At 34.0% G+C, this 17,816-nt stretch carries 16 protein-coding genes and 1 tRNA gene; 13 read left to right on the top strand and 4 right to left on the bottom strand.

What is annotated here, in order from left to right; translation table 11 throughout:
- The first annotated feature begins 4 nt into the window (after positions 1-4).
- Genes BST92_RS03905 through BST92_RS03885 form a run of 5 tightly spaced genes read left to right on the top strand, consistent with a single transcriptional unit; the run spans position 5 to position 4,404 of the window.
- Positions 5-826 carry a DUF6624 domain-containing protein gene (locus tag BST92_RS03905; RefSeq protein WP_105070272.1) on the top strand — a complete coding sequence of 274 codons (822 nt, stop codon included), beginning with the start codon at positions 5-7 and terminating at the stop codon, positions 824-826.
- A 1-nt stretch (position 827) separates the two neighbouring features.
- Positions 828-1,628 carry a cyclase family protein gene (locus tag BST92_RS03900; protein ID WP_245910857.1) on the top strand — a complete coding sequence of 267 codons (801 nt, stop codon included), beginning with the start codon at positions 828-830 and terminating at the stop codon, positions 1,626-1,628.
- Between the two features lie 8 nt (positions 1,629-1,636).
- Positions 1,637-2,257: a DUF4230 domain-containing protein gene (locus tag BST92_RS03895; RefSeq protein ID WP_105070270.1), complete on the top strand. Its 621-nt coding sequence runs from the start codon at positions 1,637-1,639 to the stop codon at positions 2,255-2,257.
- Entirely contained in the window at positions 2,257-2,625 is a 369-nt protein-coding gene (locus BST92_RS03890) for an MmcQ/YjbR family DNA-binding protein (protein WP_105070269.1), read from the top strand. The genes BST92_RS03895 and BST92_RS03890 overlap by 1 nt, the downstream gene beginning before the upstream one ends.
- Entirely contained in the window at positions 2,626-4,404 is a 1,779-nt protein-coding gene (locus BST92_RS03885) for a MutS-related protein (protein ID WP_105070268.1), read from the top strand.
- 31 nt (positions 4,405-4,435) lie between these two features.
- Here BST92_RS03885 and BST92_RS03880 read toward each other — a convergent pair whose 3' ends face one another.
- The 3 genes from BST92_RS03880 to BST92_RS03870 all read right to left on the bottom strand — a co-directional run bounded on the left by BST92_RS03880 (position 4,436) and on the right by BST92_RS03870 (position 8,137).
- Positions 4,436-5,536 carry a DUF4407 domain-containing protein gene (locus BST92_RS03880; RefSeq protein ID WP_105070267.1) on the bottom strand — a complete coding sequence of 367 codons (1,101 nt, stop codon included), beginning with the start codon at positions 5,534-5,536 and terminating at the stop codon, positions 4,436-4,438.
- A 223-nt stretch (positions 5,537-5,759) separates the two neighbouring features.
- Positions 5,760-7,769 (bottom strand): M56 family metallopeptidase, encoded by a 2,010-nt coding sequence (locus BST92_RS03875; RefSeq protein ID WP_105070266.1) that lies wholly within the window; start codon positions 7,767-7,769, stop codon positions 5,760-5,762.
- A gap of 2 nt (positions 7,770-7,771) precedes the next feature.
- Positions 7,772-8,137: a BlaI/MecI/CopY family transcriptional regulator gene (locus BST92_RS03870; RefSeq protein ID WP_042286348.1), complete on the bottom strand. Its 366-nt coding sequence runs from the start codon at positions 8,135-8,137 to the stop codon at positions 7,772-7,774.
- Positions 8,138-8,529: 392 nt separating this feature from the next.
- On the opposite strand from BST92_RS03870, the gene BST92_RS03865 reads away from it, so the two are divergent.
- Entirely contained in the window at positions 8,530-10,011 is a 1,482-nt protein-coding gene (locus BST92_RS03865) for a cell wall anchor protein (protein WP_105070265.1), read from the top strand.
- 84 nt (positions 10,012-10,095) lie between these two features.
- On the opposite strand, the gene BST92_RS03860 is transcribed toward BST92_RS03865, so the two are convergent.
- Positions 10,096-11,481 (bottom strand): dipeptidase, encoded by a 1,386-nt coding sequence (locus tag BST92_RS03860; protein WP_105070264.1) that lies wholly within the window; start codon positions 11,479-11,481, stop codon positions 10,096-10,098.
- Positions 11,482-11,592: 111 nt separating this feature from the next.
- On the opposite strand from BST92_RS03860, the gene BST92_RS03855 reads away from it, so the two are divergent.
- The 7 genes from BST92_RS03855 to BST92_RS03825 all read left to right on the top strand — a co-directional run bounded on the left by BST92_RS03855 (position 11,593) and on the right by BST92_RS03825 (position 17,795).
- A tRNA-Leu gene (locus tag BST92_RS03855) sits at positions 11,593-11,674 on the top strand.
- 110 nt (positions 11,675-11,784) lie between these two features.
- On the top strand, positions 11,785-12,969 hold the full coding sequence (locus BST92_RS14980; RefSeq protein ID WP_170061706.1) for a tyrosine-type recombinase/integrase: 1,185 nt from the start codon (positions 11,785-11,787) through the stop codon (positions 12,967-12,969).
- 419 nt (positions 12,970-13,388) lie between these two features.
- Entirely contained in the window at positions 13,389-14,540 is a 1,152-nt protein-coding gene (locus tag BST92_RS03845; protein WP_105070262.1) for a DEAD/DEAH box helicase, read from the top strand.
- 232 nt (positions 14,541-14,772) lie between these two features.
- Positions 14,773-16,278 carry a hypothetical protein gene (locus BST92_RS03840; protein WP_105070261.1) on the top strand — a complete coding sequence of 502 codons (1,506 nt, stop codon included), beginning with the start codon at positions 14,773-14,775 and terminating at the stop codon, positions 16,276-16,278.
- 217 nt (positions 16,279-16,495) lie between these two features.
- Positions 16,496-16,774: a hypothetical protein gene (locus BST92_RS03835; RefSeq protein ID WP_105070260.1), complete on the top strand. Its 279-nt coding sequence runs from the start codon at positions 16,496-16,498 to the stop codon at positions 16,772-16,774.
- A gap of 119 nt (positions 16,775-16,893) precedes the next feature.
- Positions 16,894-17,181: a helix-turn-helix domain-containing protein gene (locus BST92_RS03830; RefSeq protein WP_105070259.1), complete on the top strand. Its 288-nt coding sequence runs from the start codon at positions 16,894-16,896 to the stop codon at positions 17,179-17,181.
- Between the two features lie 104 nt (positions 17,182-17,285).
- Positions 17,286-17,795, top strand: a complete 510-nt coding sequence (locus BST92_RS03825; protein WP_105070258.1) for a hypothetical protein — start codon at positions 17,286-17,288, stop codon at positions 17,793-17,795.
- The last annotated feature ends 21 nt before the right edge of the window (positions 17,796-17,816 follow it).

Below are 17,816 nucleotides of genomic sequence, written 5' to 3'. Positions count from 1 at the left end.
AATTATGAAATATCATCAACTGGTTATATTATTATTTATTTCTATTAGTATGATAAGCTGTGATAAAGAAACTAAGCTTACCGCAATTACTTATGATCAAATGATGGAAATGGTTGAGAAGAATCAAATCACCATCCCTAGTGATGTTACCTATTATAGTCTAGATGGAAAAAAGTTATCTAAGGAACAAAGAAAATCACTCTCAAATGATTTACCATTTGCAGACTGGATGATTAATTCTGATAGTGTTCTAGTTAAAGTGCAATTACAAGATTCTGATAAAGTCCGTATCGCACAAAAATCTACTCCATTATTAAGAAATGGTGCAAGAGATATCAACTGTGATAATTTAGGTGGACTATTGCAAAATATCTATTTAAGAGATCAAGACTCTCGTGCAGACAATCTTAATGTAGCTTCAATTGATGAGGCTAATCTAACCGCGGTAGAGCAAATCCTGGGTAAATGTGGCATGCCAGCACCAGAAAGCGTCGGTAAACTAGGCTATTCTGCTATATGGCTAGTCATACAACACGCCAGTGCAGATAAACGTAAGAAATACTTTCCTATGATTAAAAAAGGAATGGAAGATGGGCTTTTTGAAAAACAAGATGTCGCACTTATGGAAGATCGTATGCTTATGGATGATGGTTTACCACAATTATATGGATCTCAAGTAATGATGAATACAGACGGTACTTATGAATTATATGAGCTGCAAGATCCAGAAAACGTAGATGCACGTCGCAAAGAAATGGGTATGGGATCTCTAGCTGGATATCTTAGTTTTTTCAATATCGATTTCAACGTTCCGCAAAAAGAATAACATGAGATATCAACTGATTCTATTTTTATTCCTACTTAATTCTTGCCATACACAGACGACTACTATGCAAACCACTATACAGTTAAAACACGAAAAAGTCACTATTGATTTATCGCAACCTATAGACATTAGCCTTGCGGTACAAGATAATGCTGGAGTAGGAGCATGGTATATCGATCAACCACAAATTAAGCACGTTGAGGTAGATGGTTATGTGGGAAATGTAAAATTGGGTGGTTCAACAAATTTTAATAATGTACATTTTAATCCGCACAGTCATGGGACGCATACCGAGTGTATAGGTCATATTACAGAGCAATTTTATAGCGTGAATAAAGCGTTAGATAAAACCTTTTTTAAAGCGCAAATTTTTTCTGTAGAGCCAGATAAGCAAGGAGAAGATCAAGTCATAACTCCTCAACATTTTCAAGACTTAAAATCTGGAGTAGAAGCTATCATCATCCGTACGTTGCCTAATGGAGAGCAAAAGAACTCAAAGAACTATTCTAATACAAATCCACCTTATATCCTGGAAGAAACGATGATACGCTTTCGCGAAAGCGGAATCAAGCACATCCTTATAGACCTTCCTAGCGTAGATAAAGAAAAGGATAATGGAGCCTTACTAGCTCATAAGGCATTTTGGGATTTTAATGGTGACCAAAGATTAGATGCAACCATCACTGAATTTATATATGTTCCCGACACTGTAGGAGATGGACTGTATATGATCGATTTACAAGTAGCACCTTTAGAAAATGATGCGGCACCATCGCGTCCTATTCTGTATAAGATATTGTAAATTTGAATATGGAATTACTATTTGTAGGACTTGCCGTAGGAGCTGTAGTGGCCTTTTTTGTGTTCAAAATGCTTACGGGCAAGATGGGTAAAAAAGAAAATACTAGAGAGCAAAGCGTAGTGCTTATGGAGAAAATCCGCTCTGTTTGTAAATTCATTACCGTAGAAGGAGATTTTGCAGAAATCTATCACTATGAGAATGTAAAGGAGAAATTAATGAGTCTTTTGTTAGGAAAGAAAAAGGCTATTATTCTTATTAATGCAAAGGCTCACATAGGCTTTGATCTTACTAAAATTGAGATGAACAGTGATCCTAATTCAAAGACGATACGACTCACCAACTTCCCACAACCTCAAGTGTTAAGTATTGAAACAGATTTTAATTACTATGATAAGAAAGAAGGTTGGGCAAACTATTTCACTAGTGAAGACTTAACGGAGATATCGCGCAATGCAAAACAGCATATTATAGATAAAATACCAGAAAGTGGATTGTTAGATCAAGCTAGAAAAGAAGCTTTACAGACCATTCAACTTATGGAAGGACTTGCGGCAACAATAGGATGGAAACTAGACTACACGACACTTATTCTTAACGATGTTGAGCCTCAAAAGAAAATAGAATCCTAATGCATATTGATGAGTTGCGAGATTATTGCATGTCTAAAAAAGCGGTAACTGAAGAGTTTCCCTTTGATGAATCGACATTAGTGTTTAAAGTTATGGGCAAAATGTTTTGCCTCACAGGACTAGATCGATGGGAACGTGGCGAGCCAGCCATTAATTTAAAATGCAATCCAGAAAAAGCAATTGAATTAAGAGAAGAATATGATGGCACTGTCATAGGTGGATTTCATAGTAATAAAAAACACTGGAACACTATTTTTATAGTTAAAGCTATGAGTACTTCAGAGCTTAAAAAATGGATCGATCATAGTTATGAGTTAGTTGTAGGAAAATTAACACGAGCTCAAAAAGAAGACCTTAAAAATTTATAATTGAAAGAGACCTTACAATCATTCTATACAGAGCGTATTGCTCAATTTAAAGAACATAGAGATTCTATTAAGAATCAATTACGTTTATCGGGTACGATAAGATTATTACTGTTTATTGCTGGTGCTGCAGGTATATACTTTTTATGGGCGCAGTGGCAGGTTGCTGTTATAATAGCGATAGTAACTTTTGTTGTGTTTTTGTTTTTGGTATCTAGACACGAGAATTTAAGGAGAAGAAGAGATTTTCAACAGGCTTTGCTAGATCGCAATGAGCTAGAGTTAAAGATTCTAGATCGCAAATTCTATGATAGACCAGATGGTTCTCAATTTTTAAAAGATAATCATGAATTCAGTCGAGACATAGATTTATTAGGTCCAGGTTCATTTTTTCAGTATTTAAATAGAAGTGTTACTAAAGATGGTGTCGCGACACTAGCTGCTCAGTTTTTATCTAATGATTTAACAGGGATTTCTCAAAAACAAGAAGCTATTAAGGAATTATCTGAGAAGATAGATTTCAGACATAACTATGGAGCAACAGCGACACTTCTTAATAATGAGAAAGACCCTAAAGGGATGCTGGCCTGGATTAAAAGCTATGAGGCTTTTGTACCTTCAATATATTCTTGGCTACCTTGGGTTTGGTTTGTGGTGTCTATCGCATTAGGAGTTGCCTATTTTAATAATTGGGTAAATGGTTATGTTTTTTCAGCTGTATTTTTTGGAGGACTAGCGGTTACTGGTAAGTACATAAAGCGCATTACAGCTTTCAGTGCAAATATTAGTTCTTTAGAATTATTTTTCCAGCAGTACAGTCAATTAATTCTCGCAATAGAAAAAGAAAGTTTTAAAAGTGATTTGCTCCTAGAATTAAAGTCTAGGATAATGGTAGGAGATGCACCTGCATCTGTAAGATTTAAAGAGCTTGCAGCAGCTATAGGGCGATTAGATCAACGTAATAATATGTTGTTTGGCGTTCTTGCAAACGGTTTTGGACTATGGGATTTGAAACAAGTACATACTATTGAAAAGTGGTTAAATGAAAATGCAAATCATATAGAAAATTGGTTAGATACGGTAGCACAAATAGATGCTATGAACTCGCTAGGAAATTTTGCCTATAATCATAAGAATTATGTCTATCCTACTATTGAAAGTGGTGATTTTAAAATGCAAGTAATCGATGCGAGACATCCTTTACTTGATCCTGCAAAAGCAATCGGAAATGATATCAACATTGCTAGCGGTGAATTTTTCATTATTACCGGTGCAAACATGGCAGGTAAAAGCACGTTCTTAAGAACTGTTTCTATGAAAATAGTCATGGCAAATGCTGGACTACCGGTATGTGCACAATCTATGATTTATAGTCCAATTAAACTCATTACCAGTATGAGAACCAGCGATTCTTTAACTGATGATGAGAGTTACTTCTTTAGTGAATTAAAACGCTTAAAATACATAGTAGATAAAATAGAGACAGAACGTTACTTTATCGTCCTAGATGAAATCCTTAAAGGAACTAACAGTCAAGACAAAGCAAATGGGTCCAGAAAACTGATCGAGAAGCTTTCTAGAAAACACGCCACTGGAATTATCGCTACACACGATTTAAGCCTTACTGAAGTTGCCAATGAATATGATAGTATCTCTAACTACTTTTTTGATGCAGACATCACTAACGATGAGCTCACTTTTGACTATACCTTTAAGGATGGAATTGCTACAAATATGAATGCTAGTTTCTTGTTAAGGAAAATGGGTATTGTAGATGACTAAGAAATTGAGTTTTTCAGTCCATAGCTAGCTATTACCCCAAAATTCCTTTCTGTTTTTTATAAAAGGCATCGGCTTGTTGTTGCATGAGTTCTCGGGCCATTTTTTTCTTGTAGGCATATAGCGCATCTTCCTCGGCAATATCGGCATAGACTCTATTGTTGAGTTCTTTGTCGGTTTGAACTAGGACATCTTGTTGTTGTTTTTGCTGCGTCACCCATGATTTTACTAATTCTTCGCGTTCTGCTAGTTTAAGGTCGTACTCGCCGCGAGGTGCTAGAACTTTTGCAATAATAGGAGAGGTTTCTACCGCTAGAAATAGCAAGAAAATAAAGAAAGAAGTTAGAAATGGTAGTTTGTTCAAGGCCTCAATACGTGCCATTAATCCGTCAAAATTGTCTATAATAGGTTGTGATTCTGCTAATTGTGTGGCCTCATTTTGTTGCAAAGCTGCGATTTGCGATTCTATACTCGCGATTTTTTCGGTATTTTTTTCTTTCAGCGCTGTTAACTCTGATAGAGCGGCGTCGTGCTTTTCACGTTTTTCTTTATAGACAGGTCCTTTACCTAATTTATTGGTACCAGAAGTTCCTTCGGCCTCTGTAATATAATTGTTGTAGAGTGCGTTTACCTCTACTTCTTTGGTGGTTATTTCTGTTTTTAGGTCTTGTATCGCTTTCGCGAAAGCGGACTCCTCAACCGCATACAGCTGTGCTACCTGTTCCTGATTCTCCAGAGTCATCTGGTTCTTTTCTTCCAGAAGCACGCGATCAATTTCTTTCTCAAAAATCTTTAATTCAAGCGGTTTAGAAATCACCACAGCGATGATTATGGCTAGAATAATGCGAGGCGTAGCTTGCCAAATCTCGTTGATTTTCTTGTCGCTTTTCTTGAGTGTAGAAACGATGTAACGGTCCAGATTAAAAATCAATAAACCCCAAACAAAACCGAATGCTCCAGCAATCCAATAACTGTCAAAAACCGTGTAAAGTGCATAACTAGCGGCAAAAAAAGCCATAAGTGCTGTAAAAAATACCGTAGCGCCTATACCGGCATATTTGGTACGTTCGCCTTCACTACTTTGATCTAGGATGGTCGTGTCTGCTCCACTGCAGAATATGAAAAAGGATTGCATATCGTTGAGGTTTAGGTTCTCATTAATAACGCAATAATTTTCAGATTGTTACGGTTAAATGGTTTTTTTCATAACAATCTTAATAGTCAACATAAATATAACTATGCTTAATCTGTCTTTCTATTTTATACTTGGAGTATAGCATGTTATTAGTTAAATGATTTCAGTTCATTATATATTACGATTACCATAATGTTTTGAAGAATATTAAGTTATGATTTATCTATTGAACGAGCGGTGGTAAAATTTTTGCAGCTTTTTCTTTATTTACTTTATACAAATAATGCCAAGCCTGATTTTTTGATCGCTGTTCTAAGCTCATTGAGTTGTATAGATAAATCATACGGTTGGTGTCTGCTTTAAAAACTACTATTCTTTTTTCATTTTTTAAAAACTCTTTGTGTCTGTTTAAAAGCCAGTTGTATTCTTCTAATTCTTTATTTGATAATTGTTGTGACTCATTTGCAGGTGGTGGTGGCGGTGGTAAATCATTTGGATCTATTTGGGTCACTTTCTTGCCTTTTATTTTAATTACATTTCCTTTACGATCATAGAGGTTTTGATCTCCTGTTTTGGTTGTGTAGAAATAAATCTTTTCGTCTACTTTTATGTAGCCTTGTTGATTTAAAGGAGCTGGCGGCGGCGGTATAGTAGGTAATGGTTGTGCTTCACTTTTTTGAGATGTACTCATTCTATCGTATATAGATTTGTACTTTTCAAAGTCTTCCTGTTTAATGATCGCATATTCATTGTTGCCATTTTGCTTTGCTACTTTATTTTGCTCATTGACTTTTTTTGCCCAGTCATTATATATGGCAAATTCTTTTTCACTTACTGTCTTAGTTTTTCTAGGTGGCGGCGGTGGCGGCAATTTTTCTTTATTGTGCTCAGTTTCTAGAATTTTAATAGACATTACGCCTTTATCGTCTGGACTTATTTCTACGCCTGCCTGTCCTACTTCTTTTATGATTTTTATGGCTATGTCTGCTGTTATTTGATCTTCTCTTAGATAATAATTTAATTCATTTTTGTGTTTATTTATATATTCAATGGCACTTGGTGCAGGTGGCGGCGGTGGCGGTATTTGTCCTGCTTTTAAGTTATTACCTCTTCCTAGATATGGCCATGGTTGATTAGATGATTGTTGATCTTCACTCATAGAATGAAAAATGGTTTGCATATGTTGAGTTTCATCTTTAAAAACAATTAAGGATTTATTCTCATCCATATATTTTTGATGCTTAATAGCTAGTTTATTGTATTCTTCTATGTGTTCTGGAGTTAAATTCTCTAACACTTCATATACCTCAATAATTTCTGTTTTATGACTATTATCTACTACTTCTTCAATTTCTAAAATCTCTTCTATTTCTTGAAATTCTGTTTCTTCTTTTCCACAGCTTATTGTAAGTAATGCAAGAATTGGGATTAGTGCTAGGCTTCTAAATATTAAACTAGCTTGTGATGTTTGTGTTTTCATAATGTGGAATCTTTTTTTGATGATAGGAAAATTAAAAGTGTTTGCTAGTGCGGCACTATGACTGTGCTGGGTATAATTGAGTAAGGTTGTTTGATATGCTACTGTGTCCATTCCTTGATCAATGACTGCTTTATCTGCTAGGAACTCGTGATTAAGTTTAATGGAAAATCTTATGATATATAAAAGTGGATTGAACCAAAACAATATTAATAGCATCTCTATGAAAAGGATGTCTAAGGAATGTTTTTGATCTAAGTGAGCTTTCTCGTGTTCTAATACAGCGGTAGGAATAAGGTTTTGCTCATACTGTTTCTTAGATACAAAAATACGTTGCAAGAAAGAATGTGGAACAGTGAATGTATTGCGCAATATAAGCTGGTACTGGCTATAGGGACTCACTTCATCTTGTTCTTGAATACGGAATGCTCTTAGGTTTTTGATAAATCGCCAAAGCATGATGAAAACTCCTATTCCATATATTGCCCAAATCATGGATTTCCAGTCCAGTTGTAATTGTTGTTGAGCAACAATCTCAGTGACTACGGTAGAGGTCGCAAAATCTATCATGGGACCATTTTCAATAGGAATTACTATGGTTTTTACAACAATAAATGGAATGGCAAGCGCAATTAAAATAGAAGCTAGTAAATAGTATCTTTTCCATTGGTGCCATGAGGTGTTTTCAAGTACTAGTTTGTAAAACAACCATAACACAAATAAACAGGTAGAACTGTTGATTAAGAAATGTTCCATAATTATTTCTTTTTAATTTGTTGATCTATAATAGCGCGCAGTTCCTCCAATTCTTTTTTACTTAAATCAGTTTCTTTAGTGAAAAATGAGGCAAATTGTGATGAACTATCATTAAAGAAATTTTTAATCAAATTATTAACGTGCTTAGAGAAATAAGCTGTCTTTTCTACCAGAGGAAAGTACTGTCGACTTTTACCGAATAGTTCATAACCTACAAAACCTTTATCAGACATGCGCTTTAATAAAGTAGCAATGGTGGTTGTGGCAGGTTTAGGTTCTGGATATTCTTCTAGTAAGTCTTTCATAAATGCTTTTTCAAGCTTCCATAAGTGACTCATAAGTTCTTCTTCTGTCTTAGACAATTTCATGCTCTACAATTTTAGAATGTATTCTACAAATGTAGAGTAAATTTTATTTTCTACAAGTGTAGAGGCGTTTTATTTAATGTAATGTCTTATGTTTTAAATTTTATAGGTCTTAATATCAGTTGATTAAATCTTGTAAATGTTATTAATTGTTGCAGTTATACTTATCTAGCTACTTTTATTATATAATCGGTAAGCAAATAATTGACTACTAATGAAAATTTAAATCATCATGTAACATTTGTTAGTTTTATCGTTAAAGAGTAAATATTATTCACTATTTAATGTTAAAAAATGTAATGTTTTATTAAAAACAGGTCGTTATTTAACCATGGATAAGCAGTCTAGGATTTTGTATTTATGATAATGGTATTTTTATTTTACAAACTGTTATTATGAAAGCTATATTTACAACATTTATGCTGTTAAGTGTATATTTCGCCGGCTCCCAGGTTGGAATTAATACAGACTTACCAGACCCAAGTTCAATTTTGCACATTTATTCTGAATCCGAAGGTGTTCTGATGCCCAGAATGACTACTGCACAAAAACTAGCAATTGCTAGTCCTGCCACAGGATTAATCATCTTTGATACCTCACTAAATGCATTTCAATTTTATGATGGTACGGATTGGGTTTACCTCTCTAAAAGTCAACGTAGAGATAATTATAAACTAGTTAAAGATATTTCAGACCTCGCTGATGAGCTTACTGCCGGAAGTGGATCAAAGTACTTGTTAAATACAGATTACCTTTATGAAATTAATGGGACGATCGTATTTGATTTTCCTATCGATTTAAATGGGGCTTATATAGAAGGTGTAGATTCTTCTGAAGATATTCTTATCAATAACTCCAGCGGTAGCCTTTTTGAAGGTTCAAAAGGTGGTGGCTTACGTAATTTAACCTTATCTGGTAGTATTCCTATGGGTTCAAAAAAACAGCTGTTTGACATTAATACTACTGCAACAGGTGAATTATTGCTTATTAATAATACAATTATTACAAATGCCAGTAAAGTAGGAACCATCGATGGCCTGAGTACAGTATTTTTAAGTGTCACGCAATATGTGAATAACGACGATGGCTTTACTATAAATGATATCAATAGTTTTTTTGTCAGTAATATATTTTGGACGTCTTCAAATACAGGGACTTTTATGGAACTGTTAGGCTCTTTTACAAATCTACAAATGAATGGTGGACGTATCGAGGCAGATAATATGGAAACCGGTATTGATGTAAGTGCAAATCCTGCAATTGTAAATGATGCCACGCTATCTCAACTTAGTTTTGTAGGTGCTGGAACATTAATTAATCCTTATACTACAGGTACCTATGCAGGATTTAATTTTACTAAGGATTGGAATGTAAATTGTTCTGGTATCCCATTAGAAACAGATGCTCAAGCTGTAGGTGATATTAATTTTAATTTTACCGCAGGTGGCGGTGCGTCAACAACTTTTTCTTCTAATGGTGTTCCTAAAAAATTAGCAGGAGCTACCACATCAAATAATTTGTTCCGTTTTTCAAGCTCGAGTGATAATAGGGTCGTCTATGAAGGGAAGAAAAAACGATTTTTTAACGTGTCTGCCAGTGTTTCATTTGAAGGAAATACTCCTGGAGATCGATATATCTTTTACATAGCACGTGGTAGAGCTGGAGATGCTGTTCCTACTGTAATAGATCAAACTGGTGTGTGGAAAGTAGTGCCTGACGGTGCGACCGTAGGTGCTACCACAATAAGAGATATCAGCGCAGTGCCTATTGTAGGTGTTTTTGACCTAGAGCCTAATGATTATATAGAGGTTTGGGTAGAGCGTTTCAGTGGTACAGGTCAGATATTTACGGTAGCTTTAAATCTTGCTTTAAATTAATCTTATTACGCTTTCGCGAAAGCGTATATAAAAAATTCCCATTCATTAACTGAATGGGAATTTTAATTTAAATGATTTCTTTTGTTATTTACTCATTGCAGTAAAATGTTTATAGAAATGAGGAATGGTCTCAATACCTTTAAGGTAGTTCCATACACCAAAATGCTCATTAGGCGAGTGAATAGCATCACTGTCTAGACCAAAGCCCATAAGAATAGATTTAGAATTTAATTCTTTTTCAAAAAGAGCAACAATAGGAATAGAACCACCACTACGTTGCGGTATAGGTGTTTTTCCAAATGTATCTTCATATGCTGCACTAGCTGCTCTGTAACCTAATGAATCGATAGGTGTTACATATGCAGTACCACCGTGATGAGGTTTTACTTTAACCTTTACACTTGCTGGGGCAATGCTTTCAAAATGTTTTTGAAACAATTCTGTTATCTCGTGCCAGTTCTGGTCTGGAACTAGTCGCATTGATATTTTTGCAAATGCTTTACTTGCGATTACCGTTTTTGCACCTTCACCAGTATAACCACCCCAGATTCCATTTACGTCTAGAGTAGGCCTTATGCTGTTGCGCTCATTTGTAGTGTAGCCTTTTTCACCATGCTCTTGCGATATGTCTAAGGCTTTATTGTAAGCCTCTTGAGAAAAAGGCGCTTTTGCCATTTCTGCGCGCTCTTCAATGCTCAATTCTTCTACCTTATCATAAAATCCAGGAATAGTGATGTGATTGTTTTCATCATGTAATTGCGCGATCATATCACATAATATATTGATAGGGTTTGCAACAGCACCACCATAAAGACCTGAGTGTAAATCACGATTAGGGCCAGTAACTTCAACTTCTACATAGCTCAAGCCACGTAAACCAGTTGTAATACTAGGAACATCTTTGGCGATCATTCCTGTATCAGAAATTAGAATCACGTCATTAGCTAGCTTTTCGCGATTACGTTCTAAAAACCAACCTAAAGACTCGCTACCAACTTCTTCTTCGCCTTCGATCATAAATTTCACGTTACATGGCAGTTCATTATTGGCTGTCATGTATTCCATGGCCTTGACATGCATGTACATTTGACCTTTATCATCACAGGCACCACGCGCAAAGATGGCACCGTCGGGATGTAGTTCTGTACTTTTAATAACTGGTTCAAATGGTGGACTGTCCCAAAGTTCTACTGGATCTGGTGGTTGAACATCATAATGTCCATAAACTAAAACAGTAGGTAAGTTTTTATCAATTATTTTTTCTCCATAAACGATAGGATAACCTGGAGTCTCACAAATTTCTACATGATCACAGCCAGCTTTTTCTAATGAGGTTTTAATAGCCTCACTGGTTTTAATAACATCATTTTTATAAGCCGGATCAGCACTGATAGAAGGGATTTTAAGTAAATCTATCAGTTCATTTATGAATCGATCTTTGTGTTGATCAACATAAGTTTTAGTATTCATTTGTTGCAAATTTTACGTAAAGATAAGAAAGGTGCAATTTTTATTTCAGAAAGAATTTGTAATATCTGAAAAGTGTGTATATTTGCCGTCCCAAATAGGGATTACCAGAATGCGGATGTGATGGAACTGGTAGACATGCTAGACTTAGGATCTAGTGCTTCACGGCGTGCAGGTTCGATTCCTGTCATCCGCACTTTAACTCAAAAGCCGCTGTATCAGCGGCTTTTCTTGTTTTTTGCAGCGATCAAAATTGAAGAAAAAAAGATAGGCGAGTATCAAAGCGAGTATCATTATACCATAACCGTGACTAAACCGAAATACGAAAAACCAAAGTTATTCATTCCTAAGGTTCTAAAGAATGGAAAGAAAGTAGCGAGCGTTGCACCAGGTAAGCGATGGTATGTTTATTTTAGATACGAAGGTCAGCAGTTTAAATTCTACAAAAAAATCAACACTTTTAAAACAGTTAGTGAACGACGAAGTGTAGGTGCATCACTTTGCCAGACTTATAGTGAGTTGTTATCTCGCGGTTGGTCACCTATTGATGAGAAATACCAAAATCAATCAGATAGAGCTCAAATAATCACACTAGAAGAAGCCCTATTAAACGCTTTATCGCATAAAAAGAGTTCCCTAAAACCGAGTACATATAATCAATATCATACCGCATACAACCGATTTATGAATTGGTGTAAATCTAACTTGTTAGCTGGAGTAGTAGTACATCAATTCAAGCGCAAAGATTTTGCCCGATATTTGAATTATTTAAGTGAGGATGGTAATAATGCTACAAGTATTAATAATAACAAACGAGCTATAAGTGCATTATTTAGTAAGCTAGTAGCTGATTTTGTAATTGATATTAATCCTGTTGTAGGAATAAAAACGGAAACCAGTAAACCACTTAAAAATCGTCCTTTTACAGCCCAGCAACTAACTGATATTTTAAAAGAATGTGAATCTAACGATCCATACCTACTCAACTTCATCAAATTTATGGTATATGCTATGTTGCGTCCTAGAGAAGTGATTAGGTTACAGAAAAAGAGTATTCAGGATAATTTGATTTTTGTAGATACTAAGAAGGGATTAGCAACTATCAACATTATTGACAAGTTAAAACCATTAGTACATGATTTGGTTAACGATTGTAATAGTGATGAAGATAATTTGTTGAGTTATAAAAATCAACCATTGTTATGGACTGCCAGTGAGAAATCCAAAACCAATGTGTTTACACGTAGGTTTAAGAAAATTAAAGATGGTTTAGGTCTTGACGAAACCTATGGTTTATATAGTTTCAGACATACTGCAATCTTTCATTTATACCAGTCTTACTTAACCGAAGGTTTATCTCATAATGAAATAATAAATAAACTGCTGCCTATAACTAGGCACAAGAGCGAGAAAGAGCTTTCTGCATATCTACGAGAAGTAGGAGCGATGTTACCACCTGATTATAGTGAGCGATTTACTTTTAACCTTTAGAATTATCATCAAATAACTTGCAGTTATTTGGACGGTTGTTTTAAATAGTCTGTTCAATATTTTTCGTAAAAACAGAAATGAAGATACGATGACCCACATTAACCAGTGGTTGAATCTACAAAAAAGATATTCTTTGCTCTAAATTACATTTCAAATTATTATATTCACATTCCCCTAAATTGAGCACGTTCTCCTTTTGATTAAACGTGTAAGATTTAGGGTTTTTAATTTGATATATTTTATAATAGTAAAAGCAATATGGTTTATTCAGCCCTAATTCTTTTATTATTTAGACTAGCCGTTTTGAAAATTTGGATAGGATTACTAAGTAAATGAAATATGCCTGTTAAGGCAATAGTAAACGTGAGGGTATCAGGAGTTTTGACTATTAAGATTAATCAATTTCTAAATTTTATTTCATGCCTTTTTTTATAGAAAACAAAGAATTATTTAAACTACAGCCAGGGGAAGGAAATGGATTGAGAAAATGCCAATTAGGTGCAATTTGGGCCTTAAAAAGTCATTTTACCACATCGTCTAATGACATTGCTTCTTTAATTAGTATGCCAACCGGTTCTGGGAAAACGGCATTGATGATGGCTACTTGTTTTGAATTAAATCTACAAAAAATACTTATCGTAGTTCCTTCTAAAATTCTTCGTAGGCAAATAGCTGAACAATTTAGAACTTTACAAGTTCTGAAAAACAGTAATTGTCTTCAAAGTGAAATTGAAGAGCTAAAAGTTTATGAAGTTACAAAAAGACAAAAAACACGAGAACAATGGGAGCTAATTTTAAATGAATATGATGTCATTGTTGCGCATCCGAATAGTATATCCCCATATTACAAGGACATTGAACCAATTCCAGTTGATTTAATAGATGCTGTCCTAGTTGACGAAGCACATCACGAACCTGCAGAAACATGGCGTAAACTAAACGATTTTTATTCTGATTTAAAAAGAGTCTTTTTTACTGCAACACCTTTTAGGCGGGATAGGAAAAGAATGAAAGCTAAATTGATTTACCATTATTCTATTGACAGAGCTTTGGAAGATAACATAATGAGAGAAGTTAATTTTGTTGGCGAACAAATTGGTATCCAAAACACAAACGACGCACTCATGAAATCCGCTTTTGAGGTGTTTCAAAGAGAGAGAGAATTAAATCCTAATGCTTCAATCTTAATAAGAACTGATAGAATAGAGGATTCTGTTATATTAACTCAACTATATAATGAAAACGGTTTTAATGTAGATTATATTCACTCAAAGCGTTCAGCTAACATTAATTCTCAACTAGTCACAAAGGTTAAAAATAATGAGTTAGATGGTTTAGTTTGTGTTGGAATCGCAAGTGAAGGGTTAGATATACCAAATTTAAAGGTTGCTGTTCTACATGCTACACCTCGTTCTATTCCTTACACAATTCAATTTCTTGGTCGAATTTCTAGACAACCTGATGACCAAGAAGGAAATGCCACACTTATTGCTAATAAAGACGAAGTCAAAGGTGAAGTATACAAACTATATAAATCGGATGAAACTTGGGGAAACTTATTCCTCAACTAATTGACGAACAAATGCAAAGAGCTAGGCACTATAAGTCAAGTCAAGCAAAAGAGGCAGATTTTCAAATGCCAGAACTTAATGTTTTTTTAGTGCTATAATATATGAAACAGCTAATAATTTCGAATTTAAAAATGTTGGAGAAATCAATGCAAAAGACCCTTTTGAAATTCTAAGAATTGAACAACAAAATGAAGATTCACCACTAATCATTGTAACTGCTTATCATAAACCATTGGACTGGGCAAATGGTGAGATTCATATCGAGGACTTTTTAGATGTTCATTTATTATATCATCATTCTGATAGCAATCTTTTATTTGAATTAACAACTAGTGAAAAGGCACTTGCTTCATTTAAAAAAGATCTCATTGAATCTGATTTAAAAAGATTACCACATAGCAGACTTTATAAAACTCTATCACAATTTAGACAAAGTGATTACATTATGGTTGGTATGAAAAATGCTGTTTCTCAAGGAGCATCTCAACCATCATATAAAACCGTAATTGGAAGTGGTGTCCAAGCGTCAGTTAGAGCAAGTGAAGGAAGAGTTTTTAGTACTGGTCATGCTTTGTTAAAATTAGGGCTAAAAAAAACTTGGGGAATTGCTACAAAAAATGGACGTGTTTGGGCTATGAAAAGAGGTACGTCTGAAGAGTTTAAAAATTGGTGTGATTCATTAGTCAATCTAATTGAAGATGGACCTGTAATAACTAATTTGCCTGGGCTTTCATTTTTAGCTAGTTCTGAACCTATTAATAATATTGAGGAATTACCAATCGCCATAATCCCTAATGACTTATTCTTTCGAGCTTATTCTACAATTATTCATGTTAATGATATTGACCCTATAAGAAACTGTATTCCAGAAATAATTCCGTTACACTTGGATATTAATAATCATCAATTACAATGTCAACTTAAAATAAATGAATTTAAATGTGAGTTAGTAATGAATCTAACAGAAGATAAAATTTGGTCACTAATTACAGATAATGAAATTCGTGTTAGAGCTGATAAAAGTGAAAATGATATCATTGAAAAATCACTAGAAGAAATCTTAAATGAATATTATCCTTCTTTAATTATGCCTAGTGGTTCTGTAGTTGAAGGAAGAAATAAAATAACACCGAATACAACAATAGAAAACTTACCTAGAAGCATTTGGAAAGTAAAAGATTGGACAGGTTGTAATATACGTGCTGAGAGATATGAAAAAGCACCTGTAGCTGGTAATATTCCTGTAATTAACAAAACAATTGAATTAATTAAACCTGATTTTGAAATTAATAGTGATGTTTTAATACTTGATGATGGTTCTCATGAAATTGCAGATTTAATTTGGTTTCAACAAAATACCAAACAAGTACATTTCATTCATTGCAAAGCCTCACATGGAGAAAATCCAGGTCGTAGAAAAGCTGATTGTGATATTCTTTTTACGCAAGCAATGAGAAGTATCCATTGGATTTCTTCTGTTTCACTAATAGACAGACTTAGAGAACGTATTCAGGGTAATTCAGAATTAATACAAACTAGTCAAGCTACTTGGGGCACATTAGCTGATAATTTCAAAATTAATAATTGGAGTTATAATATAATTTTACCACAACCGGGTTTTGACATAAAACATGTATCAAATAGAGATAGAATTAATAATAATATATACGAGTTAGCAATCCCAATGTATGAAAGAATTTTAGGAAGTATGGCTCAACTAGAAATTTGGGGTTCATAAAAGTGTTCTTTATTGATAGGATTGTAAAATAGCAAGGGAATTAGCAGAACCAAAGGTAAATCATAAAGCGAAGGTAAGTTTTAATGTGAAATAGGCACTTAAAAACAGATGCATGTAATGAACTAAACGGTGTATATAAATATTTGCGCTAAAAAAAATGTATCTGATTTGTAGAGCTAATGTGATAATTAAGTATCAATAATAATTAAATAAAACTATGGTAAAAGAGATTATAATAAGATTACTTTCATTGCTTACGGATGAGCAAAAAGAACAGGATATCATTGAAATTAAGGATGAAGACTTAGATAAAGGTTTAAGATCATTTTTTTCAGAGTATCCCATCTTGAATGTTAAGTATCAAGTAAAGGAGTCTGGTAAATTTGAGCTATTGAAAGAAAAAAACGGGAGCATTCATTTATGGGAAAAACACGTGGGAAATCACGAATGGGTAATTAAAAACTATCAAATAAAAAGACTATTTGGCGAATTGTAAAATTATACATCAACTCATTACATAAAAAATCTTGTGTTTTTTATAACCAGAATTGAATGGAAAAAATAATCTTCAATACTCTTTTCGTTTTAAAATAATGAATACAACTTTTTTACTCTATGAACCTAATAATAACCACCGAAGAAGAGCTTCAAGAACTAATAGAAACTTCCGTTAGAAAAGGAATCGAAGCCTATTTTGAAGAAAAGGAGTTAGAAAAATCAAAGGAAACTTACACTACCATCCAGGAAGCTGCTAAGAGATTAAAGGTGTCAACTCAAACCGTACGCAGCTATATAAAACGTGGCATAATTAAAGCTCACAAAGTTGGAAATAGAATATTAATTGAAACGGCTTCTATTGATAATGCTTTGTCTGAAGTGAAATCATTAAAATACAAAAGATAACTCTTCATTAAATTGAGGGAATCCGTAAGAAAGTTCTATGGTTTTTAATTAGCTTGTTCCCTTTAAAATATTATCTTAATCAGCCTGATTCAATCACCAACCACATGTTCCAAAAAATCAAAAAAAATAAGGATGTAATACTCGTTAATGCCGTATTTCTTGCTTTGGGAATAGGGCTTTATTACTGGTCTGATAGAATTGAAATTTTTGCAGCAACCATTGCAACAGGTATTTCACTCTCCATCGCTTTCATGCAGTCTAAGATTCAAGATGATAGAATGTTTCAAGAACTGTTTACTGACTTTAATAAGAAGTATGACACTGAGTTTAGAAATCAGTTAGATGATATAGTAGATAAACATAAGAATAGCGTTGAGACTATCACAGATGATGACGAAGAATTAATAGTCAGATACTTCAATCTCTGTGCAGAAGAATATTTATGGAGGCGCAAATATCGAATACCTGATGAAGTTTGGAAAGCATGGGAAAATGGAATGATATACTATCTTAATGTGCCTGTCATCAATAATATTCTGATCAAGCAAAAAGCACAATTTGATTCTTATTACGGCTTATTTACTCATTTGAAAAACAAGGTTGATAATCTTTGATCATAAGATCAATAAACCACC

This window comes from Nonlabens arenilitoris (assembly GCF_002954765.1).
GTDB lineage: Bacteria > Bacteroidota > Bacteroidia > Flavobacteriales > Flavobacteriaceae > Nonlabens > Nonlabens arenilitoris.
The sequence above is the reverse complement of the archived record's forward strand: the minus strand, read 5'-3'. Positions and strand labels throughout refer to the sequence as shown.